At 74.1% G+C, this 23,671-nt stretch carries 21 protein-coding genes; 15 read left to right on the top strand and 6 right to left on the bottom strand.

Annotated features, from left to right (window positions below):
• Window positions 1-45: 45 nt before the first annotated feature.
• The 3 genes from DFJ68_RS03350 to DFJ68_RS03360 are packed head-to-tail and all read left to right on the top strand — an operon-like array spanning window position 46 to window position 4,050.
• Window positions 46-1,230: an acyl-CoA dehydrogenase family protein gene (locus tag DFJ68_RS03350; protein ID WP_121031004.1), complete on the top strand. Its 1,185-nt coding sequence runs from the start codon at window positions 46-48 to the stop codon at window positions 1,228-1,230.
• Complete coding sequence (locus DFJ68_RS03355; protein WP_121031006.1) at window positions 1,227-2,789, top strand: acyl-CoA carboxylase subunit beta; 1,563 nt, start codon at window positions 1,227-1,229, stop codon at window positions 2,787-2,789. The genes DFJ68_RS03350 and DFJ68_RS03355 overlap by 4 nt, the downstream gene beginning before the upstream one ends.
• Window positions 2,743-4,050: a hypothetical protein gene (locus DFJ68_RS03360; RefSeq protein WP_245963434.1), complete on the top strand. Its 1,308-nt coding sequence runs from the start codon at window positions 2,743-2,745 to the stop codon at window positions 4,048-4,050. The genes DFJ68_RS03355 and DFJ68_RS03360 overlap by 47 nt, the downstream gene beginning before the upstream one ends.
• Window positions 4,051-4,057: 7 nt before the next feature.
• Here DFJ68_RS03360 and DFJ68_RS03365 read toward each other — a convergent pair whose 3' ends face one another.
• From DFJ68_RS03365 to DFJ68_RS03385, 5 genes are all read right to left on the bottom strand, one after another.
• Window positions 4,058-4,708 carry a Maf family protein gene (locus tag DFJ68_RS03365; RefSeq protein ID WP_121035040.1) on the bottom strand — a complete coding sequence of 217 codons (651 nt, stop codon included), beginning with the start codon at window positions 4,706-4,708 and terminating at the stop codon, window positions 4,058-4,060.
• A gap of 17 nt (window positions 4,709-4,725) precedes the next feature.
• On the bottom strand, window positions 4,726-6,447 hold the full coding sequence (locus DFJ68_RS03370; protein ID WP_121035041.1) for a DUF885 domain-containing protein: 1,722 nt from the start codon (window positions 6,445-6,447) through the stop codon (window positions 4,726-4,728).
• 106 nt (window positions 6,448-6,553) lie between these two features.
• Entirely contained in the window at window positions 6,554-7,711 is a 1,158-nt protein-coding gene (locus tag DFJ68_RS03375) for a pyridoxal-phosphate-dependent aminotransferase family protein (RefSeq protein ID WP_245963435.1), read from the bottom strand.
• A 23-nt stretch (window positions 7,712-7,734) separates the two neighbouring features.
• Window positions 7,735-8,007 (bottom strand): acyl-CoA carboxylase subunit epsilon, encoded by a 273-nt coding sequence (locus DFJ68_RS03380; RefSeq protein WP_211333256.1) that lies wholly within the window; start codon window positions 8,005-8,007, stop codon window positions 7,735-7,737.
• Window positions 8,004-9,599, bottom strand: coding sequence for an acyl-CoA carboxylase subunit beta (locus DFJ68_RS03385; protein WP_121031012.1), 1,596 nt, complete (start codon window positions 9,597-9,599; stop codon window positions 8,004-8,006). Before DFJ68_RS03385 ends, DFJ68_RS03380 begins: the two co-directional genes overlap by 4 nt.
• Window positions 9,600-9,622: 23 nt before the next feature.
• Between DFJ68_RS03385 and DFJ68_RS03390 the strand changes: the two genes are divergently transcribed.
• The 8 genes from DFJ68_RS03390 (at window position 9,623) to purE (ending at window position 16,869) form a co-directional block, all read left to right on the top strand.
• The gene (locus DFJ68_RS03390; protein WP_121031014.1) at window positions 9,623-10,465 is read left to right on the top strand and encodes a biotin--[acetyl-CoA-carboxylase] ligase; all 843 of its coding nucleotides are present in this window, start codon (window positions 9,623-9,625) and stop codon (window positions 10,463-10,465) included.
• Window positions 10,466-10,484: 19 nt separating this feature from the next.
• Window positions 10,485-11,582: an adenylate/guanylate cyclase domain-containing protein gene (locus DFJ68_RS03395; protein WP_121031016.1), complete on the top strand. Its 1,098-nt coding sequence runs from the start codon at window positions 10,485-10,487 to the stop codon at window positions 11,580-11,582.
• 66 nt (window positions 11,583-11,648) lie between these two features.
• On the top strand, window positions 11,649-12,452 hold the full coding sequence (locus DFJ68_RS03400) for an enoyl-CoA hydratase-related protein (protein WP_121031018.1): 804 nt from the start codon (window positions 11,649-11,651) through the stop codon (window positions 12,450-12,452).
• Between the two features lie 163 nt (window positions 12,453-12,615).
• Window positions 12,616-13,293: a response regulator transcription factor gene (locus tag DFJ68_RS03405; protein WP_121031020.1), complete on the top strand. Its 678-nt coding sequence runs from the start codon at window positions 12,616-12,618 to the stop codon at window positions 13,291-13,293.
• A 2-nt stretch (window positions 13,294-13,295) separates the two neighbouring features.
• Entirely contained in the window at window positions 13,296-14,324 is a 1,029-nt protein-coding gene (locus DFJ68_RS03410; protein ID WP_121031022.1) for a sensor histidine kinase, read from the top strand.
• An 89-nt stretch (window positions 14,325-14,413) separates the two neighbouring features.
• A complete protein-coding gene (locus tag DFJ68_RS03415; protein ID WP_121031024.1) occupies window positions 14,414-15,061 on the top strand; it encodes a GtrA family protein in 648 nt (215 codons plus the stop codon).
• Between the two features lie 30 nt (window positions 15,062-15,091).
• Window positions 15,092-16,294, top strand: a complete 1,203-nt coding sequence (locus tag DFJ68_RS03420) for a 5-(carboxyamino)imidazole ribonucleotide synthase (RefSeq protein WP_121031026.1) — start codon at window positions 15,092-15,094, stop codon at window positions 16,292-16,294.
• Window positions 16,291-16,869: a 5-(carboxyamino)imidazole ribonucleotide mutase gene (gene purE, locus DFJ68_RS03425; protein WP_372498835.1), complete on the top strand. Its 579-nt coding sequence runs from the start codon at window positions 16,291-16,293 to the stop codon at window positions 16,867-16,869. Before DFJ68_RS03420 ends, purE begins: the two co-directional genes overlap by 4 nt.
• Before the next feature lie 36 nt (window positions 16,870-16,905).
• Here purE and DFJ68_RS03430 read toward each other — a convergent pair whose 3' ends face one another.
• Window positions 16,906-17,385 (bottom strand): CoA-binding protein, encoded by a 480-nt coding sequence (locus DFJ68_RS03430; protein WP_121031028.1) that lies wholly within the window; start codon window positions 17,383-17,385, stop codon window positions 16,906-16,908.
• A 142-nt stretch (window positions 17,386-17,527) separates the two neighbouring features.
• Between DFJ68_RS03430 and DFJ68_RS03435 the strand changes: the two genes are divergently transcribed.
• The 4 genes from DFJ68_RS03435 (at window position 17,528) to DFJ68_RS03450 (ending at window position 23,639) form a co-directional block, all read left to right on the top strand.
• A complete protein-coding gene (locus DFJ68_RS03435) occupies window positions 17,528-18,547 on the top strand; it encodes an LLM class F420-dependent oxidoreductase (protein ID WP_121031030.1) in 1,020 nt (339 codons plus the stop codon).
• A 79-nt stretch (window positions 18,548-18,626) separates the two neighbouring features.
• Complete coding sequence (locus DFJ68_RS03440) at window positions 18,627-20,153, top strand: lipopolysaccharide biosynthesis protein (RefSeq protein WP_121031032.1); 1,527 nt, start codon at window positions 18,627-18,629, stop codon at window positions 20,151-20,153.
• A 59-nt stretch (window positions 20,154-20,212) separates the two neighbouring features.
• Window positions 20,213-21,640 (top strand): hypothetical protein, encoded by a 1,428-nt coding sequence (locus DFJ68_RS03445; protein ID WP_121031034.1) that lies wholly within the window; start codon window positions 20,213-20,215, stop codon window positions 21,638-21,640.
• Window positions 21,641-21,755: 115 nt separating this feature from the next.
• Window positions 21,756-23,639 (top strand): Na+/H+ antiporter, encoded by a 1,884-nt coding sequence (locus DFJ68_RS03450; protein WP_121031036.1) that lies wholly within the window; start codon window positions 21,756-21,758, stop codon window positions 23,637-23,639.
• Window positions 23,640-23,671: the final 32 nt, after the last annotated feature.

Consider the following 23,671-nt stretch of genomic DNA (forward strand, 5'->3'; position numbering starts at 1 on the left):
CGTAAACGTCAAGTGACCGCCGACGGTCACCCCGAGAGGACACCGATGTTCGAGCTCAGCCAGGACCACGAGGACTTCCGGGCGGTCGTGCGCGACTTCGCCGAGCGCGAGGTGGCCCCCAACATCGCCAAGTGGGACGCCGCGTCGTACTTCCCGACCGACCTCGTCCCCAAGATGGGCGACCTCGGGCTCTTCGGGCTCGTCGTGCCGGAGGAGTTCGGGGGCTCCGAGGGCGAGGACGGCTCGGACTTCACCAGCCTGTGCGTCGCCATCGAGGAGCTCGGCCGGGTCGACCAGTCGATCGGCATCACGCTCTCGGCCGGGGTGGGCCTGGGGATCAACCCGATCCTCACCTACGGCACCCAGGAGCAGAAGGAGCGCTGGCTGCCCGACCTCGTCTCCGGGCGGGCGCTCGCCGGCTTCGGCCTCACCGAGCCCGACGCCGGCTCCGACGCGGGCGCGACGAAGACCAGGGCCGTCCTCGACGGCGACGAGTGGGTCGTCGACGGGGCCAAGGCCTTCATCACCAACTCCGGCACCGAGATCACCTCCGTCGTCACGGTGACCGCACGCACCGGCACCACCGCCGACGGCAAGGCCGAGATCTCCGCGATCATGCTGCCCGCGGGCACCCCCGGCTTCACCGTCGAGCCCGGGTACCACAAGCTCGGCTGGCACGTCTCCGACACGCACGGCCTGTCGTTCGACGGCGCCCGCGTGCCGCAGGACCACCTGCTCGGCGAGCGCGGTCAGGGCTTCCGCCAGTTCCTCAAGACCCTCGACGACGGCCGCATCGCCATCTCGGCCCTCGCGCTCGGCTGCGCCCAGGCCTGCCTCGAGCTCTCGACCGACTACGCCAAGACCCGCCAGGCCTTCGGCCGCCCGATCGGCGTCAACCAGGGCGTCTCCTTCCAGATCGCCGACCTCGCGGTCATGGTCGAGGCCGCCCGTGGCCTGACGTACAAGGCGGCCTGGCTCAAGGACGAGCACGCCGCCGGCCGTCGCTCCGTCGCCGACGTCAAGCACGCCGCCGCCGTCGCCAAGCTCTACTCGACCGAGGCCGCGGTGACGGCCACCCGGATCGCGACCCAGGTCTTCGGCGGCAACGGCTTCATGGAGGAGTACCCCGTGGCCCGCTTCTACCGGGACGCGAAGATCCTCGAGATCGGCGAGGGCACCTCCGAGGTGCAGCGCATGCTCATCGCCCGCGGTCTGGGGCTGCCGGCGTGACCCAGGCCGACACCGACCCCCGGGTCGCCGACGTCCGCGCGCGGCTGGGAGCCGCCCACGCGGCATCCGCGTCCCCGCCCGACAAGGCCCGGGCCAAGCTCGAGGCCCAGGGCAAGATCTACGTCCGCGACCGCATCGACCTGCTCTTCGACGAGGGAAGCTTCGTCGAGGACGGGCGCTACGCCAACGCCCTCGCGACGGGCCTGCCGGCCGACGGCGTCGTCACCGGTCGGGGCACCGTCGACGGGCGGCCCGCGATCGTCATCGCCAACGACCCCACGGTCAAGGCGGGCTCGTGGGGCGCGCGCACGGTCGAGAAGATCGTGCGCGCCACCGAGGCGGCGCTGCGCGAGGAGCTGCCCGTCTTCTGGTTCGTCGACTCCGCCGGCGCGCGAATCACCGACCAGGTCGAGATGTTCCCCGGGCGCCGCGGCGCCGGGCGGATCTTCCACAACCAGGTCGCGCTGTCGGGCAAGGTGCCGCAGATCTGCTGCCTCTTCGGCCCGAGCGCGGCGGGCGGGGCCTACATCCCCAGCTTCTGCGACCTCATCATCATGGTCGAGGGCAACGCCTCGATGTACCTCGGCAGCCCCCGCATGGCCGAGATGGTCGTCGGCGAGACGGTGTCGCTCGAGGAGATGGGCGGCGCCCGCATGCACTGCACCGTCTCGGGGGTGGGCGACCTGCTGGCCGCCGACGACGCCGAGGCGATCGAGCTGGCCCGCCTCTACTTCTCCTACGTCCCCGGCTCGTGGCGTGAGCAGCCGCCGACCTACGAGCCCGAGGACCCGACCACGCCCCTGACCCGCTCGACGGTGCCGGAGCGCGAGTCGGTGCCGTTCGACATCCACGACGTCGTCGAGGGGCTCGTCGACGACGACTCCTTCTTCGAGCTCAAGCCGCTGTGGGCCGGCGAGCTCGTCATCGGCTTCGGCCGGCTCGACGGACGCACCGTCGGGATCGTGGCCAACAACTCGGCGGTCAAAGGCGGCGTGCTCTTCACCGACAGCGCCGACAAGGCCGCTCGCTTCATCTGGCTGTGCGACGCCTTCAACGTGCCGTTGCTCTACCTCGCCGACGTGCCCGGCTTCATGATCGGCTCGGAGGTCGAGCGCGGCGGCATCATCCGCCACGGGGCCAAGATGGTCAGCGCGGTGAGCTCGGCCACGGTGCCGCAGGTGTGCGTCGTCGTCCGCAAGGCCTACGGCGCCGGCCTCTACGCGATGGGTGGCCCGGGGTTCGGGCCGGACGCGACGATCGCCCTGCCGACGGCCCGCATCGCGGTCATGGGACCGGAGGCGGCGGTCAACGCCGTCTACGCCAACACCATCGCCCAGGTCGAGGCGGAGCAGGGCGAGCAGGCCCGCGACGCCTTCGTCGCCGAGCGCCGACGGGAGTACGAGCAGGACGTCGACATCGAGCGGCTGGCCGCCGATCTCGTGCTCGACGCGGTGGTCGAGGCCGACGATCTGCGGTCCGAGCTCGTCCGACGGCTGGCCTATGCTTCCCGGCGTGACCGTCACTTCAGCGAACGCCGCCGAGCGGTCCCCCCGGTCTGAGCCCCGGCTCGCCCGTCGTCTCGAGCGGCCCGACCGGGTCGCCGAGGCGAGGATGCCGTTCCACCGCCGGTTCGCGGTGTGGTTCCCCCTCGCCGTCTTCGCGCTGTCCCGCCTCTGGGTCGTCGTCATCGGCGTCGTCACCTCGCACGGCCAGATCCCGCTGCCCCTCGGCAGCCTCAACATCCGGATCTTCTACCCGACCCCGGCCGACCCCGGCTACTGGGCGGTGATGAGCGGCTGGGACGGTCAGTGGTACCGCGTCATCGCCGAGCAGGGCTACCCCGACACGCTCCCGCGCATCGGCACGGGCGAGGTCGACATGAACCCGTGGGCCTTCTTCCCCGTGTTCCCGTTCCTCGTCCGTGGCGTCATGACGGTGACCGGCCTGCCGTTCGACGTCGTCGGCCCGCTCGTCTCGACCGTCATCGGCTTCGTCGCCGTCTACCTGCTCTTCCGCCTCGTCGACCGCGTCGTCGGGCGGTGGGAGGCGATCGTCGCCGTCGTCGCGACGAGCTTCTACATCGCCTCGCCGATCTTCAGCGCGAGCTACACCGAGAGCACCGGCCTGCTCATGGTCGTCGTCGTGCTCACCCTGCTGCGGGCCCGTCGGTACTGGTGGGTGGCCCTCGCGCTGCTCGTGACCGCGCTGAGCCGCAACATCGTCGTCGCCATGGTGCCGGTCATCATCGCCCACGGCGTCGTGCGCTGGCACCGGAAGGACGAGGGGGAGAACCCCACCCGGCTGCGCCTGGGCCTCGCCGCGCTCGCCGCGTGGGCCGGCATCCTCACCCTGCTCTGGCCGACGCTCGTGTCGCTGCTGACCGGTACGCCGAACGCGTACAACGACACGATGGAGGCTTGGAACATCCAGACCAAGCTCAAGCTCTACATGTGGTGGGGCCTGCTCTACGACTACTGGGGCGTGCTCGGTCAGGTGCTCGGCGTGCTCGGGGTGGCGGCTTTCGCGTGGTTCATGCTGTCGCGGCACTCGTGGCGCTGGGGCCCGGAGATCTGGGGCTGGGCCGGCGCCTACCCGTCGTACCTGCTCATCGTGACGAGCACGACGCCGAGCCGGGTGCGCTACGCCCTGCTCGCCTTCCCGTTCACGCTCGTCATCGCCTGGTTCCTGCAGCTGCCCGGCATCCGGCGCTACCGCTACTGGGCGCTCGCCGGCATGGTCCTCGTCGGTGGCGCGCTCATGTGGTGGTGGACGAAGAACTACCTCGTCGTCGAGAACCTCACCGACGACCTCTACCCGTAGCCCGGCCTCAGCCGGCAGCGACGTCGAACCAGCCGACGCCGACCTCGCCGAGCAGCTCGCGCAGCAGCGGCAGCGAGATGCCGACGACGTTGTGGTGGTCGCCCTCGATGCCGGTGACGAAGGGCCCGCCGAGGCCGTCGACGGTGAAGGCACCCGCGACGGCGAGCGGCTCGCCGGTCGCCACGTAGGCCTCGATCTCGGCGTCGCCGACCGCGGCGAAGTGCACCGTCGTGGATGCCGTGGCGCCGAGCGTCGCGCCCCCGCCACCGTCGCTCTCGGCGCGGTCGTCGAGCAGCCAGTGGCCCGTGTGCAGCACCCCCGAGCGTCCGCGCATCCGCTGCCACCGGGCGACCGCGTCGGCGGCGTCGGCGGGCTTGCCGTAGGCCTCGCCGTCGAGCTCGAGCACGGAGTCGCAGCCGAGCACGAGGGCGGGCGCGTCACCGGCCTCGGTCCGTCGGCGGCCCACCTCCTCGGCCTTGGCGCGGGCGAGCAGCAGGGCGACGTCGGCCGGTTCCAGCGCGCCGTAGCGCCCGGTCGCCTCGGCGACGGCGGCAGGCTCGTCGACGCCGCTGACGACGACCTCGGGGTGCACGCCGGCGCGGCGCAGCGTCTCGAGCCGGGCGGGGGAGGCGGAGGCGAGGACGAGCAGCACGGTCATCTCGGGGTCCTCGCCGGTCACAGCTCGCCGAGGACGGCGTCGCGCAGCGTGTCGAGGCCGACGCCGCCGAGGTCGAGGGCGCGGCGGTGGAAGGCCTTGAGGTCGAAGCCGTCGCCCTCGCGCTGCTTGACCTCCTCGCGCAGCGACAGCCAGAGGCGCTCACCGATCTTGTAGCTCGGGGCCTGCCCCGGCCAGCCGAGATAGCGGTCGAGCTCGAAGCGCAGCACCTTCTCGTCCATGAACCCGTAGCGGGTCAGGTAGGTCCAGGCCTTGTCGTGGTCCCACGCGCCGCCGCCGACCTCGTCTGGCGCGTCGAAGCCGCAGTGCACGCCGATGTCGATGACGACGCGGGCCGCCCGCAGCGACTGCCCGGCGAGCCAGCCCATCCGGTTGCCGGGGTCGTCCATGTGGCCCAGCTCGGCCATGAGCCGCTCGGCGTAGAGGGCCCAGCCCTCACCGTGGCCGGAGGTCCAGGCCTCGAGGCGGCGCCAGCGGTTGAGCAGGGCCGAGCGGTACACCGTCTGCGCCACCTGCAGGTGGTGGCCGGGGACGCCCTCGTGGTAGACGGTCGTCAGCTCGCTCCACGTGCGGAACTCGGTGTTGCCCCTGGGTACCGACCACCACATCCGGCCGGGCCGGCTGAAGTCGTCGCTCGGGCCGGTGTAGTAGATGCCGCCGGTCTGGGTCGGCGCGATCATGCACTCGATGCGGCGCACCGGGCCGGGGATGTCGAAGTGGACGTCGCCGAGCTGCGCGATGACCTCGTCGGCGCGCTCCTGCATCCACGCGCGGAGGGCGTCCGTACCGTGCAGCTGGTAGCGCTCGTCGGCGTCGAGGATCTCGACCCCGCGCTCCACCGACGCGCCGGGCTCGAGGCCGTCGGCGATCGCGGCCATCTGCGCGTGCAGGTCGGCCACCTCCCGCTGCCCCCAGGCGTAGGTCTCCTCGAGGTCGACCTCGGCGCCGAGGAAGTAGCGCGACTCGAGGGCGTACCGCTCGCGGCCGCAGGCGTCCGCCTCGGGCGCGTGCGGCAGCAGCTCGCGCTCGAGCCAGTCGGCGGTCTCGGCGTAGGCGTCGGCCGCCTGGCGGGCGGCCTGCTCGAGGGCGGTGCGGGCCGGGCCGGAGAGCGGCTCGCCGTCGGCGGCGGCGCCCTCGACGAGCCGTGCGAAGTAGCCCTCGGGCCCGACGAGGTCGCGGGTCTGCTCAGCGCAGGCGACGACCTGGCGCTGCGGCGAGACGAGCCCGCGTTCGCGGGCCGACAGCAGCGACTCGCGGTAGCCGGCGAGGGCGGCGGGGACGGCGGCCAGACGGGTCGTGACGGTCTGCCAGTCGGCGCCGCTCTGCTGCGGCATGAGGTCGAAGACGTCGCGGACACCCTGAAGCGGCGAGGCGATGACGTTGAGCGACATGTCGTCGAACCCGGCCTGCCACCGCTCCTGCGCGAGGCCGAGGCGCTCGGTCATCGCGGCGACGGTCACCCGGTCGACGTCGTCGGCGGGGGTCGCCCGCCCCAGCTCCGCGAGGGTGCGCTCGCGCAGCCGCGCGGCGGCGGCGTTGCCCTCGGGCGAGAGGTCGTCGAGCTCGTGGTCGTGGCCGGGGACGCCGAGCGACGTGGCGGTGATGGGGCTGAGCTCGACGAGGGCGTCGAGGTAGCGCTCGGCGATCGCGTCGACGTCGGTGCGCTCGCGGGCACGACCGGCGCCGTGGCCGGATGCCGGGCCGCCTGCCTCCGTGGTCACGCCCGTGGTCGCGGGCGGGTTCGTGGGGGTCGGCACGTCGCTGTGGTCGGTCACGGGCCGAACGTATCCCACCCGGTGGGGGCGGGGACGGCGGGAGGGCGGCCCGTCAGCCGGCCGACCGGGCGGCCTCAAGGCGCTCGAGACCCTGCTCGAGCCGCGCGACCGTCCCGTCGACGTCGCCGAGCTTGTCGAGCCCGAAGAGGCCGATGCGGAAGCTCGCGTAGTCGTCGGGCTCGTCGCACTTGAGCGGCACGCCCGCCGCGACCTGCAGGCCGACCGACTTCAGGCCGGCGCCCGAGCGCAGGTCGGGGTCATCGGTGTGCAGCACGACGACGCTCGCGGCGGCGACGTCGTCAGCCGCGACGGAGCGGAAGCCGCGGTCGGCCATGAGCGCCCGCACCTTCGCGCCGAGCTGCTCCTGCGCCGTTCGCACGGTGTCGAGGCCACGGTCGACCGTCTCGTGCATCACCGCGGCGTTGTGCACGAGCGCGTCGGTCGGCATCGTCGCGTGGTAGAGCGCGGTGCCCTCGAGGTAGGCCTCGGCGACGTGCAGCCACTGGCGCAGGTCGACGGCGAAGCTGCTCGAGGTGCTCGCCCGCACGGCGTCGCGCCCGCGCTCGCGCAGCATGACGTAGCCCGCGGCGGGGGAGCCGCTCCAGCCCTTCTGCGGGGCGCTGATGAGCACGTCGACGTCGAGGCCCTCCATGTCGACCCACAGGGCCCCGGAGGCGACGCAGTCGAGCACGAGCAGGCCGCCCACCTCGTGGACCGCGGCGGCGAGCGCCCGCACGTAGTCGTCGGTGAGCAGCATCCCGGCCGCCGTCTCGACGTGGGCGGCGAAGACGACCTCCGGCCGCTCCGACCGGATGGTGGCGACGACCTCGTCGACGGGGGCCGGGCGCCACGGCGCCTGGTGCGAGTCGTCGACCGGGCGGGCCTTGCACACGATCGAGCTCGCCGGGATCGAGCCGGCCTCGAAGATCGCCGTCCACCGGTAGGAGAAGAGGCCGTTGCGCACGACGAGGGTGCGGCGGCCGGTGGCGAGCTGACGCGCGACGGCCTCCATCGCGAAGGTGCCGCCGCCCGGCACGACGGCGACCGTGTCGGCCCGGTAGGCGGTGCGCAGCATGCCGGTGAGGTCCTGCATGACGCCGACGAAGCGACGCGACATGTGGTTCAGCGACCGGTCGGTGAACACGACCGAGTACTCGAGCAGGCCGTCGGGGTCGATCTCGGGGCGGGGCAGGTTCACGGGTGACGTCACCCGGTCAGCCTCGCACAGGCGCGTCAGCGGGGCAGGCCCGACGCGCGCCACCCCGAGCCGGGGGCGCCGGGGCCGAGCAGACGCCGCGCCGGGTCGGCCCACGCCGACCCGCGCCCGTCGCCGTCGGCACGTCCGGAGGCCCGTTCGGGTCCGCGGCCGGCCGTGAGGGCGGTGAGGACGATGACGATCGCCGCCACCTCCTCGTCGGTGGGCCGCCCGGCCACGACCCGCACGTCCGCGTGGACCGGCCCCTGCGCATCCGGCCCCTCCGGCCCCGTCGGTTCCGTGCCGCTCACAGCGGGATGTTCCCGTGCTTCTTGGGCGGCAGGGTCTCGCGCTTGGTGCGTAGGGCCCGCAGGGCGCGGGTCACGGCGGCCCGGGTCTCGGACGGGGCGATGACGCCGTCGACGTAGCCGCGCTCGGCCGCGACGTACGGGTTGGCCAGGGCCTGCTCGTAGTGGGTGACGAGCTCGCGGCGCCGGGCCTCGACGTCGTGCCCCTGCTCGGCGGCCGCGGCGAGCTCCTTGCGGTAGAGGATGTTGACGGCGCCCTGCGCCCCCATGACCGCGATCTGCCCGGTCGGCCAGGCGAGGTTGACGTCAGCGCCCAGGTGCTTGCTGCCCATGACGTCGTAGGCGCCGCCGTAGGCCTTGCGCGTGATGACGGTGATCTTGGGGACCGTCGCCTCGGCGTAGGCGTAGATGAGCTTGGCCCCGTGCCGGATGATGCCGTCCCACTCCTGCGACGTGCCGGGCAGGAAGCCGGGGACGTCGACGAGGGTCAGCACCGGCACGTTGAAGCAGTCGCACGTGCGCACGAACCGGGCCGCCTTCTCGGACGCCTCGATGTCGAGGCACCCCGCGAGCTGCATCGGGTTGTTCGCGACGACGCCGACCGGCATCCCGTCGATGCGGGCGAAGCCCGTGACGATGTTCGGGGCCCAGAGCGCCTGCACCTCGAGCAGCTCGCCGTCGTCGACGACGTGCTCGATGACCTGCTTCATGTCGTAGGGCACGTTGGGGCTGTCGGGCACGCACGTGTCGAGCCACCGGTCGTCGTCAGTCGGCTCGAGGTCGGCGCCGCCCTCGAGGACGGGCGGCTGCTCGAGGTTGTTGCTCGGCAGGTACGACAGCAGCGCGCGGACGTAGTCGACGGCATCCTGCTCGTCGCTGCCCATGTAGTGCGCGACGCCCGAGCGGCTGTTGTGGGTGCGCGCGCCGCCGAGCTCCTCGAAGCCGACGTCCTCACCGGTCACGGTCTTGATGACGTCGGGGCCGGTGATGAACATGTGCGAGGTCGACTCGACCATGACGGTGAAGTCGGTGAGCGCGGGGGAGTAGACGGCGCCGCCCGCGCACGGGCCCATGACGAGCGAGACCTGCGGCACGACGCCCGAGGCGCGCACGTTGCGGAAGAAGATCTCGCCGTAGAGGCCGAGCGAGACGACACCCTCCTGGATGCGGGCGCCGCCGGAGTCATTGAGCCCGATGACCGGGCAGCCCACCTTCATGGCGAAATCCATGACCTTGACGATCTTCTCGCCGAAGACCTCGCCGAGGGAGCCGCCGAAGACGGTGAAGTCCTGCGCGAAGACGGCCACCTGCCGCCCGTCGACGGTGCCGTGGCCGGTGACGACGCCGTCGCCGTACGGGCGGTTGTGCTCCTGCCCGAAGGCGGTGCTGCGGTGCCGGGCGAAGGCGTCGAGCTCGGTGAAGCTGCCCTCGTCGAGCAGCATCTCGATGCGCTCGCGGGCGGTCTTCTTGCCGCGCGCGTGCTGCTTCTCGACGGCCCGCTCGGAGCCGGCGTGCACGACCTCGGCCACGCGCCGGCGCAGGTCGTCGAGCTTGCCCTCCGTCGTGCCGAGATCGGGGGTGCCTTCGGCTGCCATGGCGGCACTCTAGCCTTGGCCGGATGCGCGTTCCCCTGGCCCCCGACGCCCTCGACGAGGCCCTCGCCGCGAGCGGTCGACGCTGGCCCCCGGTCGAGTTCCACACCCGCCTCGGCTCGACCAACGACCGCGCCCGCGAGCTCGCCACCCTCCTGGATGCCGGGTGGCGGGTGGTGCTCACCGACCACCAGGTGGGGGGCCGGGGTCGCCTCGGGCGGGTGTGGACGGTGCCCGAGCGGGCCTCGCTCGCCGTGTCGGTGGTCGTGCCGCTGCCGACCCCCTCGCTCGCGGCGTGGGCCCCTCTCGTGGCGGGCCTCGCCCTCGCCCGGGCCGTGGCGGAGGTGACGACAGAGGCGGGCACCCCGGTGACGCCGCGCCTCAAGTGGCCCAACGACGTGCTGGTCGCGCAGGACGACGACCGCAAGGTGAGCGGCATCCTCTGCGAGCTCGTCGCGGGAGGGGCGAACGGGGTCGACGGGGGCGGGGCGGCGCTCGTCGTCGTCGGCGCCGGGGTCAACGTCGACCAGGACCGCGCCGAGCTGCCGGTGCCGACCGCGACGTCGCTGGCCCTCGCCGGGGCGGTGGTGGGGCGCGAGCCGCTCGCCGCCCGCTACCTCCTCGCGCTGCGCGCGCTCGTCGACGAGCTCGGCGACCACGGTGCGGCTGCGATGCGCACGTCGTACGAACGGGCCTGCGTCACGGTCGGTCTCGACGTCGAGGTGCACCTGCCGTCCGGCGTCGTCGCCGGCCGGGCGGTCGGCGTCGACGAGCACGGTGGGCTCGTCGTGAGCACCCCGACCGGGCGGCGTGCGTTCGCCGCGGGCGACGTCGTGCACGTGCGCCGGCCCGGCGGGCGGCTGACCTGACGGCTGGCATGATCGGCCCATGACCGAGTCAGCGGCGACGGGCGGTGGGGACGTCACCGAGCGGCTGCTCGGGCACCCGCTCGAGCTGCGCCGCCGGGAGGTGAGCGCCGGCGCCGGCGTCTCGCTGCTGTCGGCCCGCCGGTTCTGGCACGCCCTCGGCTTCCCCGTCGTCGACACCGACGACGAGCTGTTCACCGTCGCCGACCAGGAGGCCCTCGCCTCCGTCGCCGCCCTCGTGCGCGAGGGCCTGCTCGACGAGACGACCGCCCTGAGCCTCACCCGGGCCTTCGCCCGCTCCACGGACCGCCTCGCCGGGTGGCAGTCGCAGCTCGTCGCCGAGGCCGTGGAGGCCCGGCTCGACTCGGAGGGCGACGCCCCGGTCCTCGCGTCCGGCGGCGCCCCGGGCGCCGCGGCGGGCGCGGCGGAGACCCGGGCCGTCCCCGGCCACGAGACGGCCGTCGAGGTGGCCGAGCGCCTTGCGGTGCTCGCCGACCGGCTCGAGCCGCTGCTCGTCTACGCGTGGCGCCGCCACCTCAGCGCCACCGTGTCGCGCCTGCTCGCCGACGCCGACCCCGAGGCGTACGGACTGACGAAGATGCGCTCCGTCGGGTTCGCCGACCTCGTCAGCTTCACGGCCCTCGTGCGCCGCCTCAGCGAGCGCGACCTCGCCCGCCTCGTCAGCCGCTTCGAGGCACTCTCGGCCGACGTCATCACCGCGCACGGCGGACGCCTCATCAAGACGGTCGGCGACGAGGTGCTGTTCACGACCGTCACCGCCGCCCCGGCCGCCGCCATCGCCCTCGACCTCGTCGACGCCATGACCGCCGACGACCTGCTGCCGCAGCTGCGCGTCGGCATGGCCCGGGGTCCGATCGTCTCGCGCCTCGGCGACGTCTTCGGCACGACCGTCAACCGCGCCGCGCGGCTGACGGCCGTCGCCGGCTCGGGCGCCGTGCTCGTCGACGCCCCGATGGCCCGCGACCTCGCCAGCCTCAGCGGTTTCGAGCTGGACGAGCAGCGCCGGCGTCAGCTGCGCGGGGTGGGCACGGTGGTGCCGTCCCTGCTGCGACGCGCCCCGGCATCCGGTCGTCGGGTGCCCCGCGACCCCGTCACCTGACCTGCTCTGACTCACCCGGCCCCACGCTCGACCACCCCCACCGTCCCGACCAAGGAGGCTCCTCGGATGCCGACCAGCCCAGCCCTCGTGCGTGTCGACCGCCCCGAGGGGGCCGGTCTCGAGCACGTCGCCGAGATCGTGCTCGACCGGCCCGAGGCCCTCAACGCCGTCTCGACCGACATGGCCCGCGCCATCGCCGCCGCGACGGCGCAGGTGGCGGCCGACGAGTCGGTGCGGTGCGTCGTGCTCAGCTCGAGCAGCGAGCGCGCGTTCTGCGTCGGAGCCGACCTCAAGGAGCGCAACACGATGAGCGACGCCGACCTCGTCGCGCAGCGCCCGGTCGCCCGCTCGGCGTACGGCGGGGTGCTGCGCCTGCCCGTGCCGGCCGTCGCCGCGGTCGACGGCCACGCCCTCGGCGGCGGCTTCGAGCTCGCCCTGTCGTGCGACGTCGTCGTCGTCGGCGACGGCGCGACGGTGGGCCTGCCCGAGGTGGGCGTCGGCGTCATCCCCGGCGGCGGCGGCACCCAGCTGCTCGTGCGCCGCGTCGGCTGGTCGCGCGCCTCGCTCGCCATCTTCACGGCGCAGCGGATGCCGGCCGCCCGGGCCCTCGAGCTCGGCGCGGTCGACGAGGTGGTCCCGGCGGGCACGGCCCGCGCGCGGGCGCTCGAGCTGGCGGCGACGATCGCCGCGAACTCGCCGGTGGCGCTGCGCCAGGCCAAGCGGGCGATGCGCCTCGGCTCGGGCGTCGACCTCGAGACCGGCCTCGAGGTGGAGGACGCGTGCTGGCGCGCGACCGCCTTCTCCGGCGACCGCCGAGAGGGCGTGGCCGCCTTCGCCGAGAAGCGCCGGCCGCAGTGGCCGGGTCGGTGACGGCGACGGTGACGGCGCTGGTGACGGCGCTGGTGACGGCGCTGGACACGTCGCTCGTGACAGTGGTGACACGGCGACGGCGAGGGGTGCTGTGCGCCCCGGACGGCGGGGCTAGGCTCTCGGAGTCAGGGGGCGACAAAGAGTGACGACCAGGACGGATCACATGACGCGTGTTCTCCTCGCCGAGGACGACCCGGCGATCTCCGAGCCGCTCGCGAGGGCGCTGCGGCGGGAGGGCTACGAGGTCGACGTCCGCGAGGACGGCGCCGCGGCCCTCGAGGGGGCCAAGGAGAACCCGGACCTCGTCCTGCTCGACCTCGGGCTGCCGCTCGTCGACGGGCTCGAGGTGTGCCGCCGCATCCGCGCCGAGGGCCGCACCATCCCCGTCCTCATCCTCACGGCCCGGGCCGACGAGGTCGACACGGTCGTCGGGCTCGACGCCGGGGCCGACGACTACGTCACCAAGCCGTTCCGCCTCGCCGAGCTGCTCGCCCGGGTGCGGGCGCTGCTGCGGCGCACGCCGACCGACGCGCCCCCCGGTCCCGAGCTCATGCGCATCGACTCCGAGGGGCGCCGCGCCTGGTTCAAGGGCGAGGAGCTGCAGCTCACGGCCAAGGAGTTCGACCTGCTGCGGGTGCTCGTGCGCGAGCAGGGCAAGGTCGTCTCGCGTGAGCAGCTCATGCGTGAGATCTGGGACACCGCGTGGTTCGGCTCGACGAAGACCCTCGACATGCACATCTCCGTGCTGCGGCGGAAGCTCGGTGACGACGCGACGTCGCCGCAGTACATCGCGACCGTGCGCGGGGTCGGCTTCCGGTTCGAGCGCCTCGGCGCGGACTGACCGTGCGGGCGCTGCTCGACCGGCTGGCGACGGTGACCGCCGCGGCCACGGCGGTCTTCACGGCGGTCTTCTCCGGGGCGGTTTTCTGGTACTTCCTCTCCGAACAGCCCGAGGTCGTCGGCGAGTGGGCTGACCAGGAGCCCCTCAGCCAAGCGGCCAAGGGGGCGGGCGTGGTGCTCGCCGTCGCGGCGCTCGCTGGTCTCGCGGCCTGGTCGGTGACGGCCTCCCAGCGCCGTCGCGGCACCGAGGCGGCGGCCGACCTCGTCGACCTCGCCTCACGGTTCGCGACGGGCGAGACGCGCCTCATGCCGGTGCGCTCGGGGGTGCGCGAGATCGACCGGGTCTCCGACGTCATCACCCGGCGCTCGCACGACATGACGAAGTCGCTCGCGGCCGAGCGCGACTTTGCCGCCGACGCCTCCCACCAGCTGCGCACCCCGCTCACCGCGCTGCTCATGCGCCTCGAGGAGATATCGGTCACCGAGGACGTCGACGCGGTGCGCGAGGAGGCGACGATCGCCATCGCCCAGGTGGAGCGCCTGACCCGCGTCGTCGACGACCTCCTCGGCCGCGGCCGGGCCGGGGGCGGCCCCGCGCCGGCGGTGTCGCTCGACTCCGTCATCGCCGCCCTGCAGCGTGAGTGGCAGCCCGCGTTCGAGCAGGCGCGGCGCTCGGTGCGGGTCCGGGGGGAGCGCAGCCTCTTCGTCCGCTCGACCCCGGTCGCGCTGTCGCAGGTGCTCTCCACCCTGTTCGAGAACAGCCTCGTGCACGGCCGCGGCACCGTCGACGTGCACGCCCGCCGCTCCGGGCCGTCGGTCGTCGTCGAGGTGAGCGACGAGGGTGACGGGGTCGCGCCCGCCATGGCGCCGCACATCTTCGAGCGCTCGGTCAGCAGCGGCACCGGCGGCAGCACCGGCCTCGGCCTCGCCCTCGCCCGTGACCTCGCGGAGTCCAACGGCGGCCGCCTCGACCTCGTCCAGGCCCAGCCCGCCCGGTTCGCCCTCTTCCTCTCCGAGGCCCGCGACGAGTGACCCCCCGTCCGGGCCGGCACTACCGGTCCGGATGCCGCGCGGCCACCTCCGAAGCGGGCGGTTTCGCCCCGCGCGGGTATCGTCGGCGTGTGAGGCGGTTCGGCGAGTTCCTGTTCGTGCGCCACCGGCACAACTGGCTGCTGCTGCTCCGGTTCGCGCTGGTGGGTGCCTCCGGCGTCCTCGTCAACCTGCTGACGCTCGTGCTCGTCAAGCGCCTCGGCCCGCCGACGGAGGACCCCCTCTTCGGCCTCCCTCTCACCGAGTTCAACGTGCGGTGGTACCACGTCTACTCGACGGTGGCCTTCGTCGTGGCCAACCTCTGGAACTTCCAGCTCAACCGCACCTACACCTTCCGCAGCGCCCGCCACGCCGGCTGGTGGCGCGAGTACGGCCCCTTCTTCGCCGTCGGCCTCGCCGGCCAGTTCGTCGGGCTGCTCCTGCTCACCGCCCTCATGCACCGCGGGTCGCCGCTGTCGCTGCCGACCGGCATCCTCGACGGCTCGACCGGGCTGCGCACCCGGCTCTACTGGGCCCAGCTCATCGTCATCGCCGTCGTCACGCCGGTCTCGTTCGTGCTCAACAAGGTGTGGACCTTCGCCGCCGTGCGGGCCCACCACCCCGACCTCGCCGACCCCAGCCACACGGACGAGGTGCTCGCCGAGGCGGGGGTCCCGGCGCACGACCCCGCGCCCACCTCCGCCGCGCCCGCGCCCGTGCGGCGGAACCGCGCCCGCTGACCGGCCCGGCCGTCGGTAGGCTGCCGTCACGTGAGCGCGTCGAGCCGCCCCCAGCGGGCCCCCGGAGGTTTCCCCGTCGTCGGCGTCGTGGGCGGCGGCCAGCTGGCCCGCATGATGCAGGGCCCGGCCGTCGAGCTCGGCGTCACCCTCAGCATCCTCGCCGAGAGCGACTCCGCCGCCGCGGCGCTCGCGGTGCCCAGCGCCCCCGTCGGTGAGCACACCGACGTCGAGGCGCTGCTCGCCTTCGCCCGCGACTGCGACGTCGTGACCTTCGACCACGAGCACGTCCCCCAGGAGGCGCTCGCGCGCCTCGCCGCGGAGGGCGTCGTGCTGCATCCGACCCCCGACGCGCTGCGCCACGCCCAGGACAAGCTGGCGATGCGCGAGCGGCTCACCGACCTCGGCGTCGCCTGCCCCCGCTGGGCCCGGGCCACGACGGCCGAGGAGGTCACCGCCTTCGCCGCCGAGGTCGGGTGGCCCCTCGTCGCCAAGACCCCGCGCGGCGGCTACGACGGCAAGGGCGTCCTGGTCGCGCACTCGGTCGACGACCTCGCCGACTGGCTCTCGGGGGTCGGCTCCCCGGGGCCGGTGCAGGACGGCATCCTGCTCGAGGAGAAGGTCGCCTTCCGCCGCGAGCTCGCGGTGCTGCTCGCCCGCAGCCCCTCCGGGCAGGCGGCGGCGTGGCCGGTCGTCGAGACGGTTCAGGTCGACGGCGTGTGCACCGAGGTGCTCGCCCCCGCGCCCGACCTCGACGACGAGCTCGCCTCTGTCGCGACGGAGGCGGCGCTGCGCGTCGCCGGCGCGCTCGGGGTCACCGGGGTGCTGGCCGTCGAGCTCTTCGAGGTGACCGACGCGTCCGGCCGCCCCGCCTACGTCGTCAACGAGCTCGCCATGCGCCCGCACAACAGCGGCCACTGGTCGATGGACGGCGCTGTCACCGGCCAGTTCGAGCAGCACCTGCGGGCGGTGCTCGACCTGCCGCTCGGCGACCCGCGACCGCGAGCTCCGTGGACCGTCATGGCCAACGTCCTCGGCGGCGACTACCCCGAGCTGTACCCGGCCTACCGGCACATCATGGCCCGCGACCCCGGCGCCAAGGTGCACGTCTACGGCAAGGGCGTGCGGCCGGGCCGCAAGATCGGCCACGTCAACGTCAGCGGGCCCGACCTGGCGCAGGCGCGCGAGCGCGCCGGCCACGCGGCCGACTACCTCCGAGGAGTGATCACCGAGTGAGCAACCAGCCTGCGACCGTCCCGTCGACGCCCGCCGAGGATGCCGGTGGCCGCGCCCCGCTCGTCGGCATCGTCATGGGCAGCGACAGCGACTGGCCCGTCATGCGCGAGGCCGCCCGCGCGCTCGACGAGCTCGGCGTCGCGTACGAGGCCGACGTCGTCTCGGCACACCGCATGCCGACCGAGATGATCGCGTACGGCGAGGGGGCCGCGGGGCGGGGGCTGCGGGTCATCGTGGCCGGCGCCGGCGGCGCGGCCCACCTGCCCGGCATGCTCGCGGCGGTGACGCCGCTGCCCGTCGTCGGGGTGCCGGTGCCGCTCCAGTACCTCGACGGCATGGACTCGCTGCTCTCGATCGTGCAGATGCCCGCGGGCGTGCCCGTCGCCACCGTGTCGATCGGCGGGGCCCGTAACGCCGGTCTGCTCGCGGCCCGCATCGTCGGCGCGGGTGAGGGCGCCGAGGCGGCCGCCCTGCGCGAGCGCATGGTCGCCTTCCAGGCGTCGCTGCGAGACCAGGCCCACGCCAAGGGCGCGGCCCTGCGCGCGGAGGTGGCACGGGGTCTCGACGCGGGCTGACCGGTCGGCGGACGGTGCGCGGCGGCCCGTCGTGCGTCAGCCGGTGACGGCGTCGGCGCCGTCACCCGGCCGCAGGCGCGGGTACTCGATCTTCGGGCACGTGTCCATGACCACCGTGAGGCCGGCCGCCTGGGCCCGCCGGGCGGCCTCCTCGTCGACGACGCCGAGCTGCAGCCACAGCGCCTCGATGCCGAGTCGCTCGCGCTGCTCGATCGCCTCGTCGACGACGGCCCCGACGCGGTCGCTGTTGACGAAGCAGTCGACGACCTTGACCACTGTGCCGTCGGGGATCTCCGAGAGCGACCGCACGCCCGGCGCGCCGTGCACCGTCGCCCCGCTCGGGTGGACCGGGAGCAGCCGCATGCCGAGCTCGCGTTGCAGCCACAGGGAGACCGAGTAGGCGGTGCGGTCGGGGTTGGCGCCGAGGCCGACCACGGCCCACGTGGCCGGGGTCATGAGCAGGTCGCGGATGTCGTCGGGGTCGTTGTGACGGGTCGTCGCGGGGGTGGTCGTCATCCCCTCACTCTGGCACGGGGCAGCGGGACCCGGGCCGGGTGCGGCCGACGAAGAGGCGTCGCACGCGACGCGGCCCGGAGGTTCAACCCGGAGCAGAGCCGGGCGCCCGGCGGCCGTCGCGGGCGCGTGTGAGGATGGACGGATGAGATTCGGAGTCTTCATCCCGCAGGGCTGGCGCATGGACCTCGTCGGCATCGAGCCCGACCGGCACTGGGAGACGATGTCGTCCCTCGCCACCCACGTCGACCAGGGCGACGCGTTCGAGTCGATCTGGGTCTACGACCACTTCCACACCGTGCCGGAGCCGTCGGCCGAGGCGACCCACGAGGCGTGGACCCTCATGGCCGCCTACGCCGCGTCGACCTCGCGCGTCCGGCTCGGCCAGATGTGCACGTGCATGGCCTACCGCAACCCCGCCTACCTCGCCAAGGTCGCCGCCACCGTCGACGTCGTCTCGGGTGGCCGCGTCGAGATGGGCATCGGGGCCGGCTGGTACGAGCACGAGTGGCGTGCCTACGGCTACGGCTTCCCCGCCGCCCGCGACCGCCTCGGCGCGCTGCGCGAGGGGGTGCAGGTCTTCCGCGACATGTGGACCACCGGCAGCGCCACCCTCGACGGCGAGTACTACCAGGTCGACGGCGCCCTCTGCGCGCCCCGCCCCCTGCAGGGCACGACGGCTCCCGGGAGCGCTCTCAACGGCATCCCCATGTGGGTGGCCGGGGGCGGCGAGAAGGTGACCCTCAAGATCGCGGCGCAGTACGCCGACTACACCAACTTCGACGGCACCCCCGAGGTCTTCGACCGCAAGAGCGAGCTGCTGCGCGGCCACTGCGACGCCCTCGGCCGCCCGTTCGAGGAGATCGTGCGCTCGGCCAACTACAACGTCGTTATCGGCGAGACGCAGGGCGACGTCGACGACCGGCTCGCGTCGTACGGCGAGATGCTGCGCCGCGGCGGTCTCGCGGACACCAAGGTCGACGAGCAGGTGGCGTCGCTGCGCAGCCAGCCGCTCGTCGGTACGCCCGAGCGCATCACCGAGACCCTGCGCGACATGGAGTCGCGCGGCATGACGTACGCGATCACGTACTTCGCCGAGGCGGCCTACGACCGCTCGGGCATCGAGCTGTTCGAGCAGCAGGTGGTCCCCGCGCTGCGCGGCTGACCGGATGTCGGTGGGCGCGGTCGGCGTGGTCGGTGTGGTCGGTGCCGACGCCGACCCCGCCGGGCGCTAGGTTCGCCGTGTGGCGAGCACCCCGGCGGCGGCGAGCGGGACGCCGGACGGCAACCGTCTCGGCGCCCACTCGCTGGCCTACCTCGTCGGCACGGCGCTGCAGGGTCTCGGCGTGCTGCTCGTGCTGCCCTTCGCGACCCGGCTGCTGGGGCCCGCCGAGTTCGGCCGGGTGGCCACGGGCCTCGTTGCGGTGCAGCTCGTCGGCACGGTCGCGGCCGCCGGCCTGCCTCAGGTGCTGCTGCGTGAGCACCACCGGGCCAGCGACGGCCCGCGCGCGGCCCGGGCGCTCGCGGGAACGATGGTGCTCGGGGCCCTCGCCCTCGGTGTCGTGGGCATGGCCGCCGTCGCGGCCCTGGGCGCGGCCGGCCGGGTCGTGGTGGGCGAGTGGCTCCCCGTCGTCGTCGCGGCGGCCGCCCTGACCGTCGTCGTGTCGGGGCAGTCGCTGTCGCGCGCCCGGCTGCGGCCCTCGGGCTTCGTCCTGCTCGCCGTCGCCTCGACCGTCGGCGCCCACCTGTGCGGGCTGCTCGCGGCCCGGGCCGTGCCCACCGGCGAGCGCTACCTGCTCGCCTACACCGCCGGGCTGCTCGTGTCGGCCGGCCTCGCCCTGCTCGTCGGGCGCCCGCTGGCGCCGTGGGCGCAGCCGGACCGGGTGCGGGCCGGGCTGCGGCTCGCGGCACCCCTGCTGCCGCAGGCGGCCGCGATGCTGGCGCTGCTCATGGGTGACGTCCTGCTCGTGCGGGTGCTGCTCGGCGACGTCGCGGCGGGGGAGTACCAGGTGGCGCTGCAGCTCGGCAACATGCCCTTCGTGCTCGCCGTGGCCTGCTTCAACGCGTGGGCCCCGCTCGTGCTGTCGCACCCTCACGAGCGGCGCTGGGCCTGGACCGCCGACACCGGCACCGCCCTGCTCACCGTCGTCGTGCTCGGCGCCGCGGGCGTCGCCGCCCTCGCCCCCTGGCTCGTCGACCTCGTCACGTCGACCGCCTTCGACCGCGGGGCGGTGTCGGCCACGCTCGCCGTCATCACCGTCGTGGCCGCGGCCTACATGCTCTACCAGGGAGGCTCGCTCGCCGTGCTCGACGCCGAGCGCACGGGTGCGCTGCTCGTCGCCGCCCTCGGGGCCGTCGTCGTCCTCGTCGTGGCGGCCGTCGTCGGGGTGCGGCTCGTCGGCCCGGCCGCCGGTGGCGCGGGTGGCGCGGGTGGCGCGAGTGGCGCGGACGACGCCGGTGCCGCGCTCGTGGCGGTCGCCGTGGCCAAGGTGCTCGCCTACGCGACGCTCGCCGCCCTGACGACCCGCTCGGCCCGCTCCGTCTCGGCGCTGCGCTGGCCCCGCGCGGTGCCCGCCCTGCTCGCGGCGTCGGCCGCCGTGGGCGCGGCCACCGCGGCGGCGAGCCTGCTCACCGACCCCGGCACGACGGCATCCGGTGCGTCGTCCGGCGCGGTGACCCTCGTGGGCGGCGCCCGCCTCGTCGCCGCCGCGCTCGTGCTCGTCGTCACGGCGCTCGTGGCGCCCCGCGTGGTGCGCACCCTGCGCGGCTAGGCTGACCGCCGACCCGACCGCAGCACCAAGAAGCATCGAGCCGCACCGAGGAGGAGCCCGTGGTGACGCCCCTCGTGCACCTCGGGCTCGGGTTCGACGACCTGCTCGTGCCGGCCCTCGTCGAGGCCGGCTTCGAGACCGGTGAGCTGCTGCTCGTCGCCCGCACCGACGCCAACCTCGCCTGGGTGCGCCGTCACGCCCCGCGGGCCACCGTCGTGCGCCTGCCCTACGCCGAGGCCCGCCGGGCCAACGTCGTCAGCGGCCTCGCCCCGCACGCCGCGCTGCGCCGGGCGTGCGCGGGCGTGGGGCTCGACGTGCTCGACCTGCTCGTCTCCGAACGGGCGCTGCGCCGCAACCGGGTCGACACGGCCATGAACTTCCTCAACCTCGCCGCCGAACGGCTCGACGAGGCGCTCGCGGACCGCGGCCCCGTGCTCGCGCTCACCGAGTTCACCGTGACGAGCGAGCTGCTCACGGCCGGCCTCGTCAGCGCGCGCGGCGGGCTCGCGACGTGGCCCCGCGGGCTGCGGCTGCCGGCCGACCGGTTCGCCCTCTTCGGTGCCCCGCGCGGCATCACGATGTGGCACCGCGAGCGCGACGACGAGCAGGCCCGCGACGCCGGCCGCGACTACCTCGGCCGGTGGCGCGAGGCCCAGCGCCGGGCCGACGGGGCCGAGCGGCCCCCCGGCTACGAGCACAACCTGAAGGTCGAGTCGGGCAGCGAGGTGTGGCGCCTCGCGACCGACCGGCTGCGCGAGCTCGCCGTCGACCGGGGCCGAAACCTGCAGCTGCCCCGCCCCACCGACTACGCCCGCCTGCCGTGGCTCAACCCGGTCAAGGCGCGCCTCAACCTGCGCGAGTACCGCGAGCGCCGGTGGGACGACCTCCCGCCCCGGTACGTGTTCCTCCCGCTGCACGTGCAGCCCGAGTCGAGCGCCGACGTCATGGGCGGCGACTGGCGCGACCAGGCCTACACGGCCCGCGTGCTCGCCGACGCCCTCGCCCCCCTCGACATCACGGTGGCCGTGAAGGAGCACGCCAACTTCATGTGGCGGCGCGACCCCGACTACTGGCCGCCGTTCGACGCCCACCCCAACATCGCCACGATCGACCCGCACGCCGACTCCCGCGCGCTCATGCGCGACGCCGTCCTCACCGTCACGGCGACCGGCACCGTCGGCCTCGAGGCGGGCCTCGCCGGCCTGCCCGTCGTCACCGGCGCCCGGATGCCGTGGAGCGCGCTCCCGACCGTCGCCCACCTCGAGCGCCCCGACGACCTCGTGGGGTTCGTCGGCGAGCGCGCCTGGGAGGGGCTGGCCGCGGCCGCCGACCCGGCCGTCGTCGACAGGTGGTTCGTGGACGAGTACGTGCGCCACTCGTGGCCCGGCGTCGTCATCGACCCGCCGCGCGCCCCCCACGTGCTCGAGCCGGACAACGTCCGGCAGGTGGGGCGAGCCTTCGCCGAGGCGGCGGCCTCGCTGGGCTGAGCGTCGGCGTCGCGCACCCCGGGGCGGGTCGACGGGGGAGTGGCGGGCAGGCCCCGACCACCCGACGGTGGGCGGCCCCTGACGGTGGTGGTGCCGCGTGCGGCAGGATGGGCCGGTGGAGATCGCGATCGCCCTGCTCGCCGTCGCCGCGACGGTCCTCGCGGGCTCCTGGGTGGCCGAGCGCCTAGACCTCCCGGCGCCGCTCGTGCTCATCGTCGTCGGCATCGCGGGCTCGTACCTGCCCTTCGTCCCCGAGGTCGAGCTGACCCCAGAGCTCGTGCTCTACGGCGTCCTGCCGCCCCTGCTCTACGCGGCGGCCATCACGACCTCGCTCGTCGACGTGCGGCGCAACAAGCTCACCATCGCCAGCCTCAGCGTCGGGCTCGTGCTCTTCACGGCCACGGGGGTGGGCCTGTTCCTCTGGTGGCTGCTCGGCATCGACTTCGCCCTCGCCTTTGCGGTCGGGGCGGTCGTCGCGCCCCCCGACGCCGTGGCCGCCACCGCCGTCGGCCGGGCCATCGGCCTGCCGCGACGGCTCGTCACGATTCTCGAAGGCGAGTCGCTGCTCAACGACGCGACCGCGCTCGTGTCGCTGCGCACCGCCCTCGCCGCGGCGGGCCTGAGCGGCGCGGCCGCGGCCGGTCACGTCAACGTCGGCAGCGTCGCCCTCGACTTCGGCTGGGCGGTCCTCGGCGGGGTGCTCGTCGGCGTCGTCGTCGCGGCGGTCGTCGAGGTCGCCCGCCGCAAGCTGGCCACGAACCCCACCTTCGACACCGTCCTGTCGTTCATGGTCCCCTTCGCGGCCTACGTCCCGGCCGAGCACATCCACAGCTCGGGCGTCATCGGCGTCGTCACGGCCGGCCTCGTGCTCGGCCACCGGTCGCCGCGGTCGCAGCCCGGGGCGTCACGGCTCGCCGAGCGGATCAACTGGCAGTCCATCCAGTTCGTGCTCGAGAACGCCGTCTTCCTCCTCATCGGGCTGCAGGTCTTCTACGTTATCGAGAAGGCCGGGCAGGACGAGCTGAGCGGCGGACAGATCACCGCCGCCGCCGTCGGCACGCTGCTCGTCGTGCTCGTCATGCGGCCGCTGTGGGTCTTCCCCTACCGCTGGCTCGTGACCCGGGTGCTGCGCAAGGAGGTGCACAAGCCCTGGACCTACCAGGCGGTCCTGTCGTGGGCCGGCATGCGCGGGGTGGTCACCCTGGCCGGCATCCAGCTCATCCCCGAGGGCACCGAGCACCGCGAGACCCTCATCCTCGTCGCGGTCGTCGTCACCGTCGGCACCCTGCTCGTGCAGGGGCCGACGCTGCCCTGGCTCGCGAGGCGGCTCGGGGTACGCGGCCCCGACGTGCGCGAGGACGTCCTTCAGGCGGCGTCCGTCATGCAGGTGGCCGCCCGGGCCGGGCTCGAGCGGCTCGACGCCGAGCCCGACCTCGACGAGTCGACCCGCACCCTGCTGCGCGACCGCTCGGCCGACCGGGTCAACCAGATGTGGGAGCGGCTCAGCCTCAACTCCGAGTCCGACGAGACCCCGAGCGACATGTACCGGCGCGGACGCCTCGAGATGCTCGACGCCGAGCGCACCGAGGTGCTACGACTGCGTGACGAGGGTCGGGCCGAGAGCGAGGTGCTGCGCGTCGTGCTCGCCGCCCTCGACATGGAGGAGATGGTGCTCGAGCGCATCGAGTACCAGGCCAAACGCATCGGTGAGGAGGAGCTCTTGCCCCGAGAGACCGTCCAGAGTGTCTGCGAGCACCTGCAGCAGGCGCCGTCGTACGTCGAGCCCCGCACGCCCGAGGGCTGCGAGGAGTGCCTGCGTGACGGCACCCAGTGGGTGCACCTGCGCCTCTGCCTCACGTGCGGGCACGTCGGCTGCTGCGACTCGTCGGAGGGCAAGCACGGGCAGGCCCACTACGACGAGAGCGGCCACCCCGTCATGCGCTCGTTCGAGACCGGTGAGGCGTGGAAGTGGTGCTTCGTCGACGAGGTCGTGGGCTGACGCCTGCCGCCACCCGGCCCGCGTGACGCGGG

It is taken from the genome of Terracoccus luteus, from assembly GCF_003635045.1.
In the GTDB taxonomy this organism is placed as follows: Bacteria; Actinomycetota; Actinomycetes; order Actinomycetales; family Dermatophilaceae; genus Terracoccus; species Terracoccus luteus.